The organism is Actinosynnema sp. CS-041913 (genome assembly GCF_050942485.1).
GTDB lineage: Bacteria > Actinomycetota > Actinomycetes > Mycobacteriales > Pseudonocardiaceae > Actinosynnema.
This window is the reverse complement of sequence record NZ_CP192037.1, coordinates 5708075-5724656: the sequence shown is the minus strand read 5'-3', so window position 1 is coordinate 5724656 and position 16582 is coordinate 5708075. Positions and strand designations below refer to the sequence as shown.

Genomic DNA, 16582 nt, shown 5'->3' with positions numbered 1-16582 from the left:
GATGCGATCAGGACCACGAAATGCGCTGTCGCGACGATCGGGATCGGGGACGTTCGGGCAACGGAATTGCCTTGATGACCGGCACGGTGTGTCGGGCGTCACAGTCACTGTCGATTGTCGGCAATCGACAGTCGACATACGGTCGGTGCACCCCAGGTGAGGAGTGCGACATGGACAAGGTGCGGGTTGCCGTCGTCGGAGCGGGGCGGTGGGCCCAGCGGGCGCACCTGCCGGGGTGGTCGCGTGATCCGAGGGTCGAGGTGGTCGCGTTGGTCGACAGCGACCGGCAGGTGTTGGGGGAGGCCGCGCGCCTGTTCGGGGTCCGGCGGACCGCGGGGGATTACCGCGAGGTGCTTGACGACCCGTCAATCGACGTGGTCGACGTCGTCACGGCCAACACGGCGCACTTCGAGGTGTCGGCGGCGGCGATCGAGGCGGGGAAGCACGTGCTGTGCGAGAAGCCGGTGCACCGGGACTACCGGGAGACCAAGGCGCTCGCCGACGCGGCCAGGGCCAAGGGGCTCCTGACCAAACTCGGTTTCACGTTCCGGTACGCGCCTGCCGTCCGCTACGCCAAGAGCCTGGTCGACGCCGGGTTCATCGGCACGCCCTACGTGTTCAACGGCTTCGAGCAGAACAGCCAGTGGATCGACCCCGCCACCCCGATGCGCCAGGTCGATCCCGACGCCGACCCGGAGGTCATCGCCACCTCGTCCATCGAGGGCTACGGCGCGCCGATCATCGACATCATGCACTGGTGGGCCGGCGCCCGGCTGACCTCCGTGGTCGGCACGATGCGCAACTTCCTGCCCGAGCGGGTGGTCCGCGCCACGGGGCGCAGCCAGCGGCTGAACATCGACGACGGCGACATGTGGATCTGCGAGTTCGACACCGACATTATTGCCTCCATCCAGTCCTCCTACGTCACGGTGGGCAACCTTCCTGGCATCGAGGCCCGGCTCTACGGCTCGGAGGGCGCGCTGATCGTGCGGCTGGTGGAGGAAGCCGGCCGCTGCCAGACGATCCGCACGGCCACCAAGGACGATCCGGAGTTCGTGGAACGGGAGATCCCGGCGGAGTTCTTCCCGCCCGGCGGTTCGTCCACAGAGGACTGGGACTCGCTGTTCTACGCCAACCTCTGCGCCGACTTCACCACCGAGATCCTGGCCGGCGGCGGGACCAACCAGGGCGACTTCGCCCAGGGCGCGCTGGTGCAGGAGACGATCAACGCGTTCGAGGCGTCGTTCCGCCGCCGCGCGTGGGTCGACTTCCCGCTTGGAGGCGCTGCGTGAGCCCGCACGGGTGGGGTGCGATGGCGGACGACGCCACGGCCCGCGCGCTGGTGGAGGTGGCGCTGGACGCGGTCGGCGGTCGGGCCGAGTACGCCGACGTGCGGCTGGTGGAGGCGGAGGAACTGCGGGTGTACCGGCAGTCGGGCGCGGACGTGGACGAGCGCGTCGAGCACACCCTCGGCATCGGGGTCCGTGTGCTGGTCGACGGCGTGTGGGGATTTGCCGCCCGCCCGCTGGCCGAGGCCGTCGACGCCGCCGAGGCCGCGCGTCAGGCGCATGCGCTCGCCGTGGCGGGGCGCGGCGCGTCCAAGCCGGTGCGCCTCCCGGAACTCGAAGTGCACAGCGGGCGCTACGAGACCGCGGTGGAGCACGACCCCTTCGCCACGGCGCAGGACGTCCGGCAGACGCTGCTCACCGAGGCGCTGGACGCGGTGTCCGCACCACGCCTGGTGGTGTCCGCGCAGGCGGGGATCAACGCCAAGCGGCAGCACCGGCACTTCGGCAACTCGGTGGGATCCCGCCAGCACCAGCATTTCGTGGAGTCCGGCGTGCTGGTGATGGCGACCGCCGCCGGGCACGGTGACGTGCAGCGGCGCAGCTACCCGAACTCGTTCCACGGCGACACCGGCGCGGCCGGGTGGGAGTTCGTCGTCGGCCGCGACCTGGTGGCCAACGCGGCTCGGGTCGGTGAGGAAGCGGTGGCGCTGCTCACCGCGCCGGTCGCGCCGTCCGGCACCGCCGACGTGGTGCTCGGTGGCCAGCAGATGTCCTTGCAGATCCACGAGTCCGCCGGACACGCGCTGGAACTCGACCGGATCATCGGCGACGAGGCGAACTTCGCGGGCACCTCGTTCATCGGTGTGGACGACATCGGCTCGCTGCGCTACGGCTCACCCGCCGTCACCATCACCAGCGACCCGACCGTGCCCGGCACCCGCGGCAGCTTCGCCTTCGATGACGAGGGCACCCCCGCGCGCCGCCGCACCCTCATCGACCGCGGCATCGTGCGCAACACACTGTCCACTCTGGACTCGTCGGCACGCACGGGCGCGGCCCTCACCGGGGCGGCGCGTTCGGACGGCTGGGCGTACACACCGGTCTGCTTCGCCACCCACGTCTACCTGGAACCCGGCGAGGGCACACTCGATGAACTGTGCGATCGGCTCGGTGACGGCATCTACGCCGACGACAACCGGTCGTGGTCCATCGACGAGCAGCGGTTGAACTTCCAGTTCGGCACCGAAGTGGCCTACGAGGTGCGCGGCGGGAAGAGGGGGCGGTTGCTGAAGAACTTCTCCTACGGCGGGATCACCCCGGAGTTCTGGGGTTCGGTCGAGGCGGTGGCCGACGACCTGCGCATCTTCGGCTACCCGTGCGGCAAGGGCGAGCCCAAGCAGTGGAGTTTCCTCAGCCACGGCGCGCCGTCCACGCTCGTGCGTGGCGTCCGGATCGGGGTGGCGTGATGGCCTTCGCCGCTCCCGTCGACCCCGCCCGCGCCACCGGGCTGTTGGCCGACGCCGTCCGCGCCGCCGCCGCGGACCACGTCGACGCCGCGCTGCTGGCCCGTGCGGGCGAGTACACCCGGTTCGCGGGCGAGCGCGTCCACCAGCCGCAGGACATCACCGAACAGCAGGTCGTCGTGCGGGCCGTCGTGGACGGGCACGCCGCGCGGGTCGCGACCAGCGCGCTGGACCGGGTTCCCGACGCGGTCCGCCGGGCCACCGCGATCGCGTCCGGACTCGCCCGCTCGGCCACCGCGCCGGGCTCGGCGTGGACACCGCAGCACCGCGACACCGACGACCACGTCCTGTGGCACGACGACACCGCCGCGTTCGACGCCCCGGCCCGGATCGCGATCGCCGCCGAGGCGATGACCCGGGCGCGCCGGGCCGGCACCACCGCGGCGGGCATGGTCGGCCGCGCCGTGACCCAGCTCGCGGTCGCCTCCAGCACCGGCGCGCTGCGGCACGTGGTGGCGACCGAGGCCACCGGCAGCTTCACGGTGGGCGACCGGGACGGCTCGGCGCACTGGGCGAACCTGCACCGGTCGCGCGACGCGCTGGGCCTGGACGCCGCGACCGTGGCGGACACCGTCGACCGCGCCGTGCGGACCCGGGGCCGGCAGCCGCTGCCCGACGGGGCCTACACCGTCGTGCTCGGGCCCGAGGCCACCTGCGAACTGCTCGGGTTCCTGGGGGTGCTCGGCTTCGAGGGCGGATTGGCGCAGGCGGGCGTCGGGGTGGCGACCAGACCGGGCCTGCGGGTGGCCTCCGAGTTGGTCACCGTCGCCGACGACGCGTCGCACCCGTACGGGCTGCCCATCCCGTTCGACGTGCTGGGCACGTCCAAAGCCGTGGTGCCGTTGCTCACCGCCGGGCTCGTCGGCGTGCCCGTCACCGACCGCACGGGCCACACCCACGTGGCGCGCGAGGCCGTGCCCTCGCCCGTCGCGGCGAACGTCGTGATGGCGCCCGGTACGGAGGGCGACCTCGTCGCGGGCGTGGAGGACGGCCTCTACGTCGAGCGGTTCTGGTACACGCGGCTGGTCGACCGGCAGGCGTCCACGATCACCGGCGTCACCCGCGACGCCTGCTTCCGGATCGTGGACGGTGAGTTGGCCGATCCCGTGCGGGGAGCCCGGTTCACCCAGCCGGTGTTCGACCTGCTGTCCACTGTGGACGGAGTCGGCGACGTGCTGCGCGCCCAGCCGATCATGAACGTGTGGAACGGGTCGGTCACCGCGCCGGCGATCCGCGCGCACGGCTTCCGGTTCGGTCCCCGGTGACGCCGCGCACCAACGCCCACCGGCTGCTGACGCAGGTGCTGGCGGGTGAGGTGTGCCCGCCCCTGGGCGACCGGTTCGGCTACCGGGTCGACGGCGACGGCCGGGCGTTCCTGCTGCCCGGCATGGGCGGGGTCACCCTCGGCGTGCGCGTCGGCGACCCGGCCACCGGCCACGCCGCCGACCACCTCGAACCGGGGCTGTCGGTGTGGCACCCCGATCCCGCGGCCAACCACGCCCTGCAATACCTGGCGTGCGTGGGCAACGAGGTCACCGTGCTCGGCGGTCACCGCCCGACCGGCCGCGTCCTGGGCCAGCACGCCTTCGTGCTGGTCGACCTCGCCGACGCGGACGAGGTCGCGCCGGGCGACCGGGTGGCGATCAGGGCCCGAGGTCAAGGGCTGCGGCTGCTCGACCACCCCGCCGTCGTGGTCAAGAACCTCGACCCCGACCTGCTGCCGCACCTGCCCGTCGACACCGCCCCGGACGGCAGGCTGCGGGTGTCCGTCGCCGCGCGGATTCCGCGGTCGGCTCCCGGCGCGGGCACGGGCATGGCGTCGGAGTTCGCGAACACCGACCTCATGGGCGTCACGGACGTGCGCATCGGCGACCTGGTGGCGCTGCGGGACCAGGACCACCGGTTCGGCCGGGCCTACCGCGCCGGGTACGTGACCATCGGCGCGATCAGCACCGGCGACTGCCGGCTGTTCGGCCACGGACCCGGCCCCACCACCCTGTTCACCGGGCCGGCCGAGGCGTTCGACCTCGTTGACGACCCCACCGCGAACATCGGAGCCGACTGGTGAGCACCCTGGTCCGGACCACCCTGCTCGGCGAGGTGGAGACCCCTCGGCTCGGCCCCGCGCCGTACCTGGTCGACCGCGACGGCGCGCCCTACGTGCCGACCGCGACCGGCGGCGTCGTGCTGGGCCTGCGGCTGGGCGACGGCGTGTTCGACGTCGACGGCGACCACGCGGCCCCCGGCGTCACCCTCGTGCACCCCGACCCGGCGGCCTGCCACGCGCTGACCGCGTTCGCGTGCCTGGGCAACGAAGCCGTCGTGCGCACCGGCGACGCGCGCGGCGCGACCGGCCGCGTGCTGGGCAAGCGTGAGGGGCGGGTGATCGCGGTGTTCCCGCAGGAGGTGCTGGCCCGGATGTTGCCCGCGGACCGGGTGGCGATCCGCGCGCACGGCCAGGGAGCCGCCGTCCGGGGCAGCAGCACCGTGCTGAACGTCGACCCCGCCGTGCTCGCGGCACTGGACGTGGGGTCCGTCCGTGCCCGTGTGCCCTCGTACCTGGTGGGCAACGGGTTCGGCCGCCCCGCGCACCAGTGGGACCTCGACGTGCAGGTCGACCGGGCGGATGCGGCGCACTGGCGGCTGGGTGATCTGCTATGCATCGACGACGTCGACGTCCGGCACAACGCGGGGCACCGGGAAGGGTGGTTGACCATGGCGGTGGTGGTCCACGCGTCCAGCCCGCTACCCGGCCACGGCCCCGGCGCGATGCCGATCCTGTGCGGACCCGCGGCGGACTTCGACGTGCGCGTGGACCCGACCGGCCACGTGGGAGTGACACCGGACCTGCTGGGGTGCCCCGATGCCTGACCTCGAACACCGCTCGCTGCCCGACAGCGTGCACCGCCTGCTGCGCACCCGCATCCTCAACAACGAGCTGCCCTCGGGCTCGCGGCTGGTGGAGATGTCGATCGCGGAGGAGCTGGGCGTCAGCCGCTCTACCGTCCGGACCGCGCTCACCAGGCTGGAGAGCGAGGGCCTGGTCGAGATCAGCCCGCGCCGCCACAGCACCGTGACGCGGCTGTCCCACGAGGACATCCAGGACGCCTGCTACGCCCGCTACGTGCTGGAGGAGGGCGCGGTCCGGGCGGTGCTGGCGCACGGCACGGCCGACCTCCTGGACCCCCTCACCGAGCTGGTCGAGCGGATGGAGCACGCCGCCCGCGACGGAGACCTTGCCGCTGTGGTCGACCTCGACACGGCGTTCCACGGCCACTTGGTCGCCGCCGCGCGCAAGCCCCGCCTGGCGAAGCTGTTCGCCGGGATGGACGCCCAGATGGGCGCGGTCATGCGGTCGTCCTTGGAGGAACAGCACCTGGACCTGGCCGCCATGCCCGGCCTGCACCGTGACCTCGTGGACGCGCTGGCCGACGGCGACCCGTCCACCGTCGCGTCCGCGCTGTACCGGCACTACCTGCGCGAGGACTACGTGCTGTAGCGCTCGGGCCGAGCATGGCGATCCGCGACCCGGCGCGTTCAGCGGTTCCGGGCCGTCACTGGGGCTTGAACGACCGGATCTGGTAGTTGCCCTGCAGGTTGCCGCCGTTGCCGGAGGGGGTGGAGCCGACGCGGTTGTTGAAGTTGGTCGCGGTGTAGTACTGCACTCGGTGATCGGTCTTGTTCCACACCGAGCGGACGTTGCGCCCCGCCTGGATGAAGGAGCAGTTGTCCGCGGTGTTCGCCAGTTCGCGCTGCGACCACTGGCACTTGGTGCCGCCGCCGTTCCAGTCGTCGTAGATGCAGAAGTAGCCGTTGTGGCAGGAGTTGTAGGCGATCTTGGCGACCGGCGGGGTGGGGGCCGCGGTCGCGGTGGGTGCCGCACCGAAGGCGGAGAGCAAGGCGACCGAGGCTATGGTGAACCCGCGAATCCGATGCATGGGGCGAAACTCCGTTTCCTGTCGACGTTCCAGGCCCGGATGCGGGCCTCGTCGTCATCCTGCTCCGGATGCAGTAGACGGGCAGCGCCTGAACGATGGAAAGCCGCTCCCCGTCCGGGTGAAGACCTCGGCCCGCACGGACGGGTGATCGCCCCTCGTGGATTGTCGCGTTCACCAGTAAGGCCATGGCAACAGTCCTTGTGCGGCAGGAAAGGGGACCTGCCGGACAACAGCCTCCCAGTCACAGGTACCAAGACTAAGCAGCGACACGCTACTAGGAGTGACACACCCACCCTTCCGTTCCCGAACGGAACTAACCTCGAAGACGTGGGCAGCAACGCGATCGGTGAGTTCCTCAAGGCCAGGCGCGCGCAGGTGCGGCCGGAGGATGTCGACCTGGCGCCCGGCACCCGCAGGCGGGTGTCCGGCCTGCGCCGGACCGAGGTCGCGTTGCTGGCCGGCGTGAGCAGCGACTACTACGTGCGGCTTGAGCAGGGCCGCGAGCGGAACCCGTCGCCGCAGGTCATCGACGCGCTCGCGCGGGCGCTGGACCTCGACGAGGACGCCAGGGCCTACCTGCACGAGCTGGCCAGGCCCCGCCCGCGGCCACGTGTGCGTGCGCGGAAGGAGCAGGTCAGCCCGGCGCTGGTGGCCATGATGGCCGCCTGGACCAGCACTCCCGCGGTCGTGCTCGGGCGGTGCATGAACGTGCTGGCCCACAACCAGCTCGGCGAGGCCCTGTTCGCCGGTCACACGTACAGTGACGACCTGGTGCGGCTGGTGTTCCTCGACCCGGACGCCCGCGACTTCTACCCGGACTGGGAACGCGTGGCCATCAACACCGTCGGCGGCCTGCGATCGCACACCGACCCCGACGACCAGTGGCTCATCCAGACCGTCGGGGAGCTGTCGCTCAAGAGCGAGGACTTCCGCAGGCTTTGGGCCCGGCACGACATCCGCCAGAAGGGCCGCGAGACCAAGCGTTTCCGGCACCCGCTCGTCGGGGAACTGACCCTCACCTACGAGTCGCTCACCGTGAACAGCGCACCAGGCCAGCAACTGGTCGTCTACCAGGCCGAACCCGGCAGCCCGTCCGCCGAGGCGCTGTCGCTGCTGGGAAGCCTGACCGCGCGCTGAGTTCACATTCTGCACGGACCGGGGCTCGCCCCTGCCCGAAAAAGGAGAATTCATGACCTCCGTCTGGTTTGTCACCGGTTGTTCGACCGGTCTCGGTCGCGCGATCGCGACGGCCGTACTCGACCGTGGCCGGCGTGCCGTGGTCACCGCCCGCGACCCGGAGCAGGTCGCGGACCTCGGCTCGAACGACCGGGCCCTGGTACTTCCGCTCGACGTCACCGACCACGCCCAGGTCACGGCCGCGGTCGCCACGGCAGAGGACACGTTCGGCCGCATCGACGTGCTGGTCAACAACGCCGGCTACGGCTACCTGGCCGCCATCGAGGAGGGCGAGGACGCCGAGGTCCGCGGTTTGTTCGACACCAACGTGCACGGGCTCGTCGACGTCACGAAGGCCGTGCTGCCCGGCATGCGGGCCCGCCGGTCCGGTCACATCGTCACCATCTCGTCCCTGGGCGGGCTGGCCGCGTTCGGCGCGACCGGCTACTACCACGCGACGAAGTTCGCGGTCGAGGGTCTGTCCGAGTCGCTCGCCGCCGAGGTCGCGCCGTTGGGGATCCGCGTGACGATCGTCGAGCCGGGCGCGTTCCGCACCAACTGGTCGGGCCCGTCGATGCGCCAGTCCGCGACGGTCATCGACGACTACGCCGAGACCGCGGGCGCGCGTCGGACCGCAACCCTTGCCACGTACGGACATCAGCCCGGCGATCCGGCACGTGCCGCGCAGGCCGTGCTCACCGCGGTCGAGTCGGACGAGCCGCCGCTGCGGTTGCTGCTCGGCAAGGCCGCCTACGACATCGCGACCGCCCGCCTCGACACGCTGCGTGCCACGTTCGACGAGTGGCGCTCGCTCACCCTGTCCACCGACTACCCGGAGAACTGACATGAAGGTCGTGCTCATCACCGGCGCCAGCAGCGGGATCGGCCACGCGACCGCACTGCGCCTTGCCCGCGAAGGACACCACGTGGTCGCCGGCGCGCGACGGGAGGACCGGCTGGCGGAGCTGGCCGGCAAGATCCGTGCCGACGGCGGCAGCGTCGAGACCCGCCGGCTGGACGTGACCGACCGCGAGGACGTCGCGGAGTTCGTCGACGGTGCGGTCGAGCGGCACGGGCGTGTGGACGTGTTCGTGGGCAACGCCGGCGTGATGCCACTGTCCCGGATGGACTCACTGCTGGTCGACGAGTGGGACCGGATGATCGACGTGAACGTGCGCGGGTTGCTGCACGGGATCGCTGCGGCACTGCCGCACTTCCAGCGTGCCGGCAGCGGTCACTTCGTGACGGTGGCGTCGATCGCCGCGCACGCGGTGTCGCCGACGGCAGCCGTCTACGCCGCCACCAAGCACGCCGCCTGGGCGATCACCGAAGGGCTGCGGCAGGAGCTGGAACCGGGCATTCGCGTCACCACGGTCTCGCCCGGCGTGGTGGAGTCCGAACTCGCCACCACCATCACGGAGGCCGGCGCGAGGGAACGGATGCGCACCTACCGTGCGAACGCCATTCCGTCGGACGCCATTGCCGAAGCCATCTCGTACGCGGTCGACCAACCGTCCGATGTGGACGTGAACGAGCTGGTGATCCGGCCGGCGCGTCAGCGGTAGTAGCGGTACAGCGCCTCGGCGGCCACCGCTGGTTTCTCGCTGCCCTCCAGCTCCACCGTGAGCTAGTCTAGTAGCCCAGTTCGGGCCGGTAAAGGTTGCGCAGGGGTGTGCCGTCGAGCCATCGCCGCAGGTTGTCGCAGAAGATGTCGGTGATCAGGGCGTTCTCGTTCGCCGCCGTCGAGGCCGAGTGCGGTGACACGATCACGTTGGGCAGGTCCCACAGCGGCGAGTCGTCGGGCAGCGGTTCGACCGACGCGACATCGAGCACCGCGCCGCGCAAAGCCCCGGATGCGAGTGCCGCGGTCATGGCGGCCTCGTCCACGACCTGGCCGCGCGCGATGTTCACCACCACGGCGTGCGGTTTGAGCGCGGCCAGTTCCGCCGCGCCCAGCAGGCCCTCGGTCTGCGGCGTCAACGGGCACGCCAGCACGACCGCGTCCACCCCCGGCAGCACCGACGCGATCGCGTCGAAGCCCACCACCTCGGTCACGCCGGGCGCGCCGGACGTGCCGCCCGGCCGCACCGCGCCGACGACCTCGACGCCGAGCCCGGCCAGCACGGCGGCGGTGTGCCGTCCGACGGCGCCCAACCCGACCACCAGCACGCGCTGCCCGGACAGCGTGCGGCTGGTGTAGCGGCTCCAGCGGTGCTCGGCCTGCCACGTCTTGAGCCGCGGCACGTCCTTCACGAAGTGCAGGAGTCCCGTCAGCACGAATTCGGCCAGCGGCACGGCGTGCACCCCGGCGGCGGTGGTCACGACGACCTTCGACAGGTCCAGCGGGAACCGGTCGGTGAGCCTGCCCAGGCCCGCGCTGGTGCCCTGCACCCACCGCAGCAGCGGGAAGTTCTCGTTGACCTCGGCCGGCGCGCGCCGGTCGAAGTCGAACGCCACCTCGGCCGTGGAGGTGAGGGCGAACCACCGTTGCCGCTGCTCGGCGGTCAGCTCCGGCAGCACGCCCACGTGGTCCCCGGCGTAGCGCGGCACGGGCAGCAGTTCGGGCTCGTAGAGCACTTCGACCCGCGGGTCCACCGCCGCGATGCGCGCCACCAGCTCGGGTTCCAGCGGCGAGCAGATCACCACCCGGGTCACGAGGCCACCGCCGTCGCAGCGTGGTTGAGCGCGTCCGCCACGCGTGTCACGAGGCCACCGCCTGCGCGGCGTGGTTGAGCGCGTCCACCACGCGGTCCAGGGCGGCGGACCACCCGGTCTCCTCGCGGGCGTAGCACACCCGGAACCGGCCGTGCCCCGACGGGCCGAACTGGTAGCCGGGGCTGACGACCACCCCGGCCCGGCTCTGCAACACCTTCGCCACCTCCACGTCCCCGATCCCCAGCGCCGACACGTCCGGCCAAAGGTAGGCGGTGCCCGCGCCGGGCCGCACTAGCAGCCCGTCGACCCGGCGCAGCCGCTCGGCCGTCATCTCCCGCAACGCCCGCAGCTCGCCGACGCGGGTGCGCACGAACTCCACGTCATCAACCAGCCACCGCGTCAACACGTGCTGGGCGTACGCGGGCGCGCGCAGGCACGAGATCGCCATGACCTGCTCGATCGCGTCCACCACCTCGGCGGGGCCCACGGCGACGCCGACGCGGTAGCCGCTCAGCGACTCCGTCTTCGACCCGCCGAGCAGGGTCACGGTCCGCTGCGCCATCCCCGGCTGCGCCGCGAGATGGGTGAACGGCGTCTCGTCGTAGACCAGCCGGCAGTACAGCTCGTCCACGACCACCAGCAGGTCGTGCCGCACGGCGAGCGCGGCCAGGCCGCGGACGGTCTCGGGCGTGTAGACGGTCCCGGTGGGGTTGTTCGGGTTGGACGTGAGCAGGAGCGTGACGCCCTCGCGAACCACGGCCTCCTCCAACGCGGTCAGGTCGAGCTGCGGCCCGGCGGGGTGCTCGACCATGCCCACGCGCACCACCCGCGCGCCCAGGAATCGCAGCATCCTTTCCACGAACAGGTATTCGGGGTCGGCCAGCGCCACCACGTCGCCCGAGTCGACCACGGCGCTCAGCGTGGCGAACAGGCCGCCCTGGGTGCCGGTGGTGATCACGATCTCGCGATCCGGGTCGACGTCGACGCCCAGCAGGCCCGACACCGACCGCGCGCACGTCGCCCGCACCTCGGCGTTGCCCCGGTACCCGGTGTAGGCCAGGTCGCCGTCGTTCGCCGCGGCGGTGAACGCGGCCAGCGCCCACGGCGGCGGCGGGAAGCGGACCGTGTCGAAGTGCGTGGTGTCCAGCAGGCCGTGCCCGGCGCCGTCCAACCGCAGCTCCAGGTCCGCCTCCCGGACGGACGTGCCCAGCGTGTCCGCCCGCTCGGGCAGGTGCGTGCGCAGCACCCGCCGCGATTCGACGGGGTGACGGCTTGCCGCCATGTCGGTGTCTCCTGTCGTCTGGTTCACGCCGGGCCGGCCAGGATGGACGACCCCGTCACGCCGCGCGCCTCGTCCGAGGCCAGGTAGAGCACGGCGTCGGCGACCGCGGCCTGCCCGGCGCCGTCGAGCGGTCCGGGGTCGACGCTGTTGGCCCGCACGCCCGTGCCCGCCAGCTCCAGCGCGAACGACCGCGCCAGCCCCCAGACCCCGTGCTTGGCCGCGGCGAGGTGCGCGTGGCCCGCCTCGGGCGGGCGCTCGGGGTCCGAGCCGATGAACACGATCGACCCGGACCGCTGCCGGACCATCACGGGCGCCACGGCCTTCGCCGTCTGCCACACCCCGGTGAGGTTCACCTCGACCACCGCCCGCCATTGGCTCTCCGTCATGGTCCACGCGCCGCCGCTGGACCGGACCACGGCCGCGGGCACCGCGACGTCCACCGAACCAAGGGCGTCCACCCCCGCCCGCACGGCCGCGCGCAGGGCGTCGGCGTCGCGCACGTCCACGAACCGCGACACCACCCGCCGGCCCATCGCCCGCGCCTGCTCGGCCACCCCGGACAGCTCGTCGGCCCCGGCGAGGGCGGCGGGCACGGTGGCCAGCCGGCTGACCACCCCGATGTCCAGCAGCACCAGGTCCGCGCCCTGCTCGGCCAACCGCACCGCGCACGCCCGCCCGATGCCCCGGGCCGCGCCGGTGACCAGCGCGACCCGGCCCGACAGCGGCCCGCTCACCGCCGGACCCAGTGGCACGCCACGCCGTCGAGCAGCGCGGGGGTCTCGCCGGCGCAGCGGGAGCGCTGCTCGTCGGTCAGCCCGCCGAGGTGCAGCGGGCACCGGGTGCGGAACCGGCACCCCGACGGCGGGTTCACCGGACTGGGCACGTCGCCGGTCAGGATGATCCGCTCGCGGGCCCGTTCCTTGCGCGGGTCGGGCAGCGGCACGGCCGAGACCAGCGCCCGCGTGTAGGGGTGCCGGGGGTGGTCGAACACCGTGTCGCGGTCGCCGGTCTCCACGACCCGGCCGAGGTAGAGCACGGCCACCCGGTCGGCGATGTGCCGCACCACCGACAGGTCGTGCGCGATGAACAGGTACGCCAGGCCCAGCGCGTCCTGGAGGTCCTCTAGGAGGTTGATCACGTCGGCCTGGACCGACACGTCCAGCGCGGACACCGGTTCGTCGAGCACCAGCACGCGGGGCCGCAGCGCCAGGGCGCGGGCGATGCCGATGCGCTGGCGCTGGCCGCCGGAGAACTCGTGCGGGTAGCGCTCGGACCGCGCGCCGGACAACCCGACCGACCCCAGCAACTCCAGCGCCCGGGTCCGGGCCTCGCGGCGGCCGACGCCGTTGATCCGCAGCGGTTCCGCGACGAGGTCCGCCGCGGTCATCCGCGGGTCGAGCGAGTTCATCGGGTCCTGGAACACGATCTGGAGATCGCGGGCGTGCCCGCGCGGCGACAGCGGCCGGCCGTCGAGCAGCACCCCGCCGCCGGTCGGCTTCTCCAGTGACATCAACAGCTTGGCGATGGTCGACTTGCCCGAGCCGGACTCGCCGACCAAGCCCAGGGTCTCGCCCGCCGACAGGTCGAACGACACGTCGCACACCGCGTGCAGCTCGCCCCGGTCACGGCGCAACAACCCCGTGCCACGCACCCGGTAGTGCTTCACCAGACCCGAGGCGGCGACGATCGGGATCGGCTGCCCGGCACCGGGTTCGTCCGCACCAGCGGGCACGGCGGCTTCTACGGCAGCGGGCGCGGCAGTCTCCGAACCAGCGGCCACGGCGACCGGCGCGGTACGCGGCGGGAACACGTCCTGGGGCCGTGCGCCGACGAGTTCCGCGCTGAAGTGGCACGCGGCCAGGTGCTCGCCGTCCACCGGAGCCAGCGCGGGCTCCTCGGTGCGGCAGAGGTCGCGGGCCAGTGGGCACCTCGGCGCGAACGCGCACCCGGTGATCGGCCGGTCCAGCGGGGGAGGGGTGCCGGCGATCGGGGTCAGCCGCGCGTCCTCCCGACCGTCGAGCCGGGGCAGGCTGCCCAGCAGCCCCAGCGTGTACGGCATCCGCGGCGAGTAGAAGACCTCCTCGACCGTGCCGGACTCCACGACCTTGCCCGCGTACATCACGACCACGCGGTCGGCCTGCCCGGCGACCACCCCGAGGTCGTGCGTGATCAGCATGGTCGCGGCGCCGGTCTGCTCGCGGGCGGTGCGCAGCGCGTCGAGCACCTGGGCCTGGATCGTCACGTCCAGCGCGGTGGTCGGCTCGTCGGCGATGATCACGTCCGGGTCGTCGGCCATCGCGATGGCGATCACCACGCGCTGCCGCATCCCGCCGGAGAACTCGTGCGGGTAGTCCCCGGCCCGGTCGCGCGCGTTGGGGATGCCGACCAGCTCCAGCAGCGCGATCGCCCGTTCGACGGCCTGCTCGCGGCCCAGCCGCGGGTGGTGCGCCCGCACCGCTTCGGCGACCTGGAAGCCCACCGAGTACACGGGGTTCAGCGCCGACAGCGGGTCCTGGAACACCATCGCGACGGACCGGCCGCGCACCGAGGCCATCTCGTCGTCGCGCAGCCCCACCAGTTCCCGGTCGCGGAACCGGACCGACCCGCCGACCCGCGCGCCGGGCGGCAGCAGTCCCATCACGGCCAGCGCGGTCGCGGACTTGCCGCATCCGGACTCGCCGACCACGCCCAGCACCTCGCCGGCCCGCAGCGACCAGGACACGCCCCGCACCGCGCTGACCTGTCCCTGCTCGTCGGGGAAGGCCACGGTGAGGTCGCGGATGCCGAGCACCTCCGCGGTGGTCGCCGTCGTCATCGCCTGCTCCGTGACCTGGTGTTGTCGAAGGCGTCGCGCAGTCCGTCGCCGATGAAGTTGATGCTCAGGGCGATGACCACGATGAACAGCCCGGGGAAGTAGAACAGCCACGGCCGGGTGGACACCGCGGTCTGGTTCTGGCTGACCAGCAGGCCCAGCGAGGTGTCCGGCGGGCGCACGCCGAACCCGATGAACGACAGCGCCGTCTCGGCCAGGATCGCGACCGCGACGATGATCGTCACGGCGACGATGATGGTCCCCATCGCGTTGGGCAGCACGTGCCGGAAGATGATCCGCCACGAGCCCGCTCCGAAGGTGCGCGCGGCGGCGATGAACTCCCGCTCGCGCAGCGACAGCACCAGCCCGCGCACCAGCCGTGCCACGTAGGGCCAGGTGAGGGCGGCCAGCACCAGCCCGATCAGCAGCCAGCCCTGGCTGCTCGCGCCGACGTTGTTGGCCAGCACGGCGGCCACCGCGATCGCCGGGAAGATCAGCACCAGGTCGGCGACGCGCATCATCAGCGTGTCGACCTTGCCGCCGTGCAGCCCGGCGACCGCGCCCCACACGCTGCCGAACACCCCGGAGACCGCGGCCACGAACAGCGCGATCTCGATCGACCGCTGCGTGCCGCGCAGCACCTGGGCCAGCAGGTCGTAGCCGGTGGCGTCGGTGCCGAACGGGTGCTCGGCCGACGGCGGCTGCGAGTTGTCGGGGGTGTACACGTCGTACCGGTAGTGCCACAGCTCGCCGCCCACGAAGGCGAGCAGCACCAGCAGCACGAACACGACCAGGCTGATCGTCGCGAGCCGGTGGCGCAGGAACCGGCGCACCACCAGCCGCCACCGGGGCGTGGCCACCGGCGCCTCGCCGTCCGCGTGCGGCGCGACGGGTGTCTGCACGGTCTCAACCAAGGCGGATCCTCCTGTCCAGCACGGCGTAGAGCAGGTCGGCGACGAGGTTGAACACCACGACGATCAGCGACACCAGCAGCAGCCAGGCCATGACGGCGTAGATGTCCTTGTCCCGCACCGACGACAGCAGGAACGAGCCCATGCCGCGCCACTGGAACACGGTCTCGGTGATCACCGCGCCGGAAAACAGCACGGCCAGGTCCAGCGCCACGACCGTGGTCAGCGGCACCAGTGCGGTGCGCAACGCGTGGCGCACCAACACCGTGCGCCGCCTGAGTCCCTTGGCGCGGGCCAGCCGCACGTAGTCGCTCTGCTGCACCTCGATCATCGACGAGCGCACGAACCGGCTCCACGGCGCGAACGAGGTCATGGCCAGCACGATCGTCGGGAGGACGATGTGCCCGAGCACGTCGAGCACGGTGGGCCACAGCCCGGAAGGCGGCGGGATCGACGCCTCGCCCACGGTGTAGACCAGCGTGGTCCCGGTGGTCTGGTTCAGGTCGATCGCCTGCTGCTTCAACAGCACCGCGAACCAGAACGCGGGCATCGACAGCAGCAGGAACCCGACCGCGGTGAAGACGTAGTCCACCGCGGAGTACCGCTTGACCGCGCTCACCACGCCGATCACCAGCGCGAGCATCAAGGCCAGCAGCACGGCCAGCGTGACCAGCCGGGCCGACACCAGCAGCCGCGGCCAGATCTCCGCGCCGATGTCGATCCGCTTGACCGACGGGCCCCAGTCGCCGCTCAGGATTCCGGTCAGCCAGCGCCAGTAGCGCTCCAGCAGGGGCTGGTCGAGTCGCATCCGGTGGGCCTCGGCGTCCAGGATCGCCTGCGACACCGGCGGCTGCTTCGCCTTCAGGTCGCCCAGCGGGTCACCCGACGCGCTGACCATCACGAACGTGACGAACGAGCCGACCAGCACGATCGGGATCGTGTGCAGCAGCCGCCGCAGCACGTAAGCCAACATCGCTGCCTGCCTTCCCCTGGCGC

Annotated in this window: 16 protein-coding genes; 9 read left to right on the top strand and 7 right to left on the bottom strand. The window is 72.2% G+C overall.

Annotated features, from left to right (window positions below):
- Positions 1–170 precede the first annotated feature (170 nt).
- Genes ACQPZF_RS25900 through ACQPZF_RS25875 form a run of 6 tightly spaced genes read left to right on the top strand, consistent with a single transcriptional unit; the run spans position 171 to position 6311 of the window.
- On the top strand, positions 171–1292 hold the full coding sequence (locus tag ACQPZF_RS25900) for a Gfo/Idh/MocA family protein (protein WP_433261099.1): 1122 nt from the start codon (positions 171–173) through the stop codon (positions 1290–1292).
- On the top strand, positions 1289–2755 hold the full coding sequence (locus ACQPZF_RS25895; RefSeq protein WP_433261097.1) for a TldD/PmbA family protein: 1467 nt from the start codon (positions 1289–1291) through the stop codon (positions 2753–2755). Before ACQPZF_RS25900 ends, ACQPZF_RS25895 begins: the two co-directional genes overlap by 4 nt.
- Complete coding sequence (locus ACQPZF_RS25890; protein WP_433261095.1) at positions 2755–4077, top strand: metallopeptidase TldD-related protein; 1323 nt, start codon at positions 2755–2757, stop codon at positions 4075–4077. The genes ACQPZF_RS25895 and ACQPZF_RS25890 overlap by 1 nt, the downstream gene beginning before the upstream one ends.
- On the top strand, positions 4074–4880 hold the full coding sequence (locus ACQPZF_RS25885) for a DUF4438 family protein (protein ID WP_433261093.1): 807 nt from the start codon (positions 4074–4076) through the stop codon (positions 4878–4880). The genes ACQPZF_RS25890 and ACQPZF_RS25885 overlap by 4 nt, the downstream gene beginning before the upstream one ends.
- Entirely contained in the window at positions 4877–5683 is an 807-nt protein-coding gene (locus ACQPZF_RS25880) for a DUF4438 family protein (protein WP_433261091.1), read from the top strand. The genes ACQPZF_RS25885 and ACQPZF_RS25880 overlap by 4 nt, the downstream gene beginning before the upstream one ends.
- A complete protein-coding gene (locus ACQPZF_RS25875; RefSeq protein ID WP_433261089.1) occupies positions 5676–6311 on the top strand; it encodes a GntR family transcriptional regulator in 636 nt (211 codons plus the stop codon). Before ACQPZF_RS25880 ends, ACQPZF_RS25875 begins: the two co-directional genes overlap by 8 nt.
- Before the next feature lie 55 nt (positions 6312–6366).
- On the opposite strand, the gene ACQPZF_RS25870 is transcribed toward ACQPZF_RS25875, so the two are convergent.
- On the bottom strand, positions 6367–6711 hold the full coding sequence (locus ACQPZF_RS25870) for a peptidase inhibitor family I36 protein (RefSeq protein ID WP_433261087.1): 345 nt from the start codon (positions 6709–6711) through the stop codon (positions 6367–6369).
- 366 nt (positions 6712–7077) lie between these two features.
- Here ACQPZF_RS25870 and ACQPZF_RS25865 point away from each other — a divergent pair, with 366 nt between their 5' ends.
- The 3 genes from ACQPZF_RS25865 to ACQPZF_RS25855 are packed head-to-tail and all read left to right on the top strand — an operon-like array spanning position 7078 to position 9491.
- Positions 7078–7887: a helix-turn-helix transcriptional regulator gene (locus tag ACQPZF_RS25865; RefSeq protein ID WP_433261085.1), complete on the top strand. Its 810-nt coding sequence runs from the start codon at positions 7078–7080 to the stop codon at positions 7885–7887.
- Positions 7888–7939: 52 nt separating this feature from the next.
- Positions 7940–8770 (top strand): oxidoreductase, encoded by an 831-nt coding sequence (locus ACQPZF_RS25860; RefSeq protein ID WP_433261083.1) that lies wholly within the window; start codon positions 7940–7942, stop codon positions 8768–8770.
- Between the two features lies 1 nt (position 8771).
- Complete coding sequence (locus ACQPZF_RS25855; RefSeq protein WP_433261081.1) at positions 8772–9491, top strand: SDR family oxidoreductase; 720 nt, start codon at positions 8772–8774, stop codon at positions 9489–9491.
- A 67-nt stretch (positions 9492–9558) separates the two neighbouring features.
- On the opposite strand, the gene ACQPZF_RS25850 is transcribed toward ACQPZF_RS25855, so the two are convergent.
- From ACQPZF_RS25850 to ACQPZF_RS25825, 6 genes are read right to left on the bottom strand one after another with little or no spacing between them, the layout of a single operon-like run.
- Positions 9559–10581 carry a D-2-hydroxyacid dehydrogenase gene (locus tag ACQPZF_RS25850; RefSeq protein WP_433261079.1) on the bottom strand — a complete coding sequence of 341 codons (1023 nt, stop codon included), beginning with the start codon at positions 10579–10581 and terminating at the stop codon, positions 9559–9561.
- 46 nt (positions 10582–10627) lie between these two features.
- Positions 10628–11863 (bottom strand): pyridoxal phosphate-dependent aminotransferase, encoded by a 1236-nt coding sequence (locus ACQPZF_RS25845; protein ID WP_433261077.1) that lies wholly within the window; start codon positions 11861–11863, stop codon positions 10628–10630.
- A gap of 23 nt (positions 11864–11886) precedes the next feature.
- Positions 11887–12597 carry an SDR family NAD(P)-dependent oxidoreductase gene (locus tag ACQPZF_RS25840; RefSeq protein WP_433261075.1) on the bottom strand — a complete coding sequence of 237 codons (711 nt, stop codon included), beginning with the start codon at positions 12595–12597 and terminating at the stop codon, positions 11887–11889.
- Complete coding sequence (locus tag ACQPZF_RS25835) at positions 12594–14678, bottom strand: dipeptide ABC transporter ATP-binding protein (RefSeq protein WP_433261073.1); 2085 nt, start codon at positions 14676–14678, stop codon at positions 12594–12596. The genes ACQPZF_RS25840 and ACQPZF_RS25835 overlap by 4 nt, the downstream gene beginning before the upstream one ends.
- Positions 14675–15589 carry an ABC transporter permease gene (locus ACQPZF_RS25830; RefSeq protein ID WP_433261071.1) on the bottom strand — a complete coding sequence of 305 codons (915 nt, stop codon included), beginning with the start codon at positions 15587–15589 and terminating at the stop codon, positions 14675–14677. Before ACQPZF_RS25830 ends, ACQPZF_RS25835 begins: the two co-directional genes overlap by 4 nt.
- Positions 15582–16559, bottom strand: coding sequence for an ABC transporter permease (locus ACQPZF_RS25825; protein ID WP_433261069.1), 978 nt, complete (start codon positions 16557–16559; stop codon positions 15582–15584). The genes ACQPZF_RS25830 and ACQPZF_RS25825 overlap by 8 nt, the downstream gene beginning before the upstream one ends.
- Positions 16560–16582 lie beyond the last annotated feature (23 nt).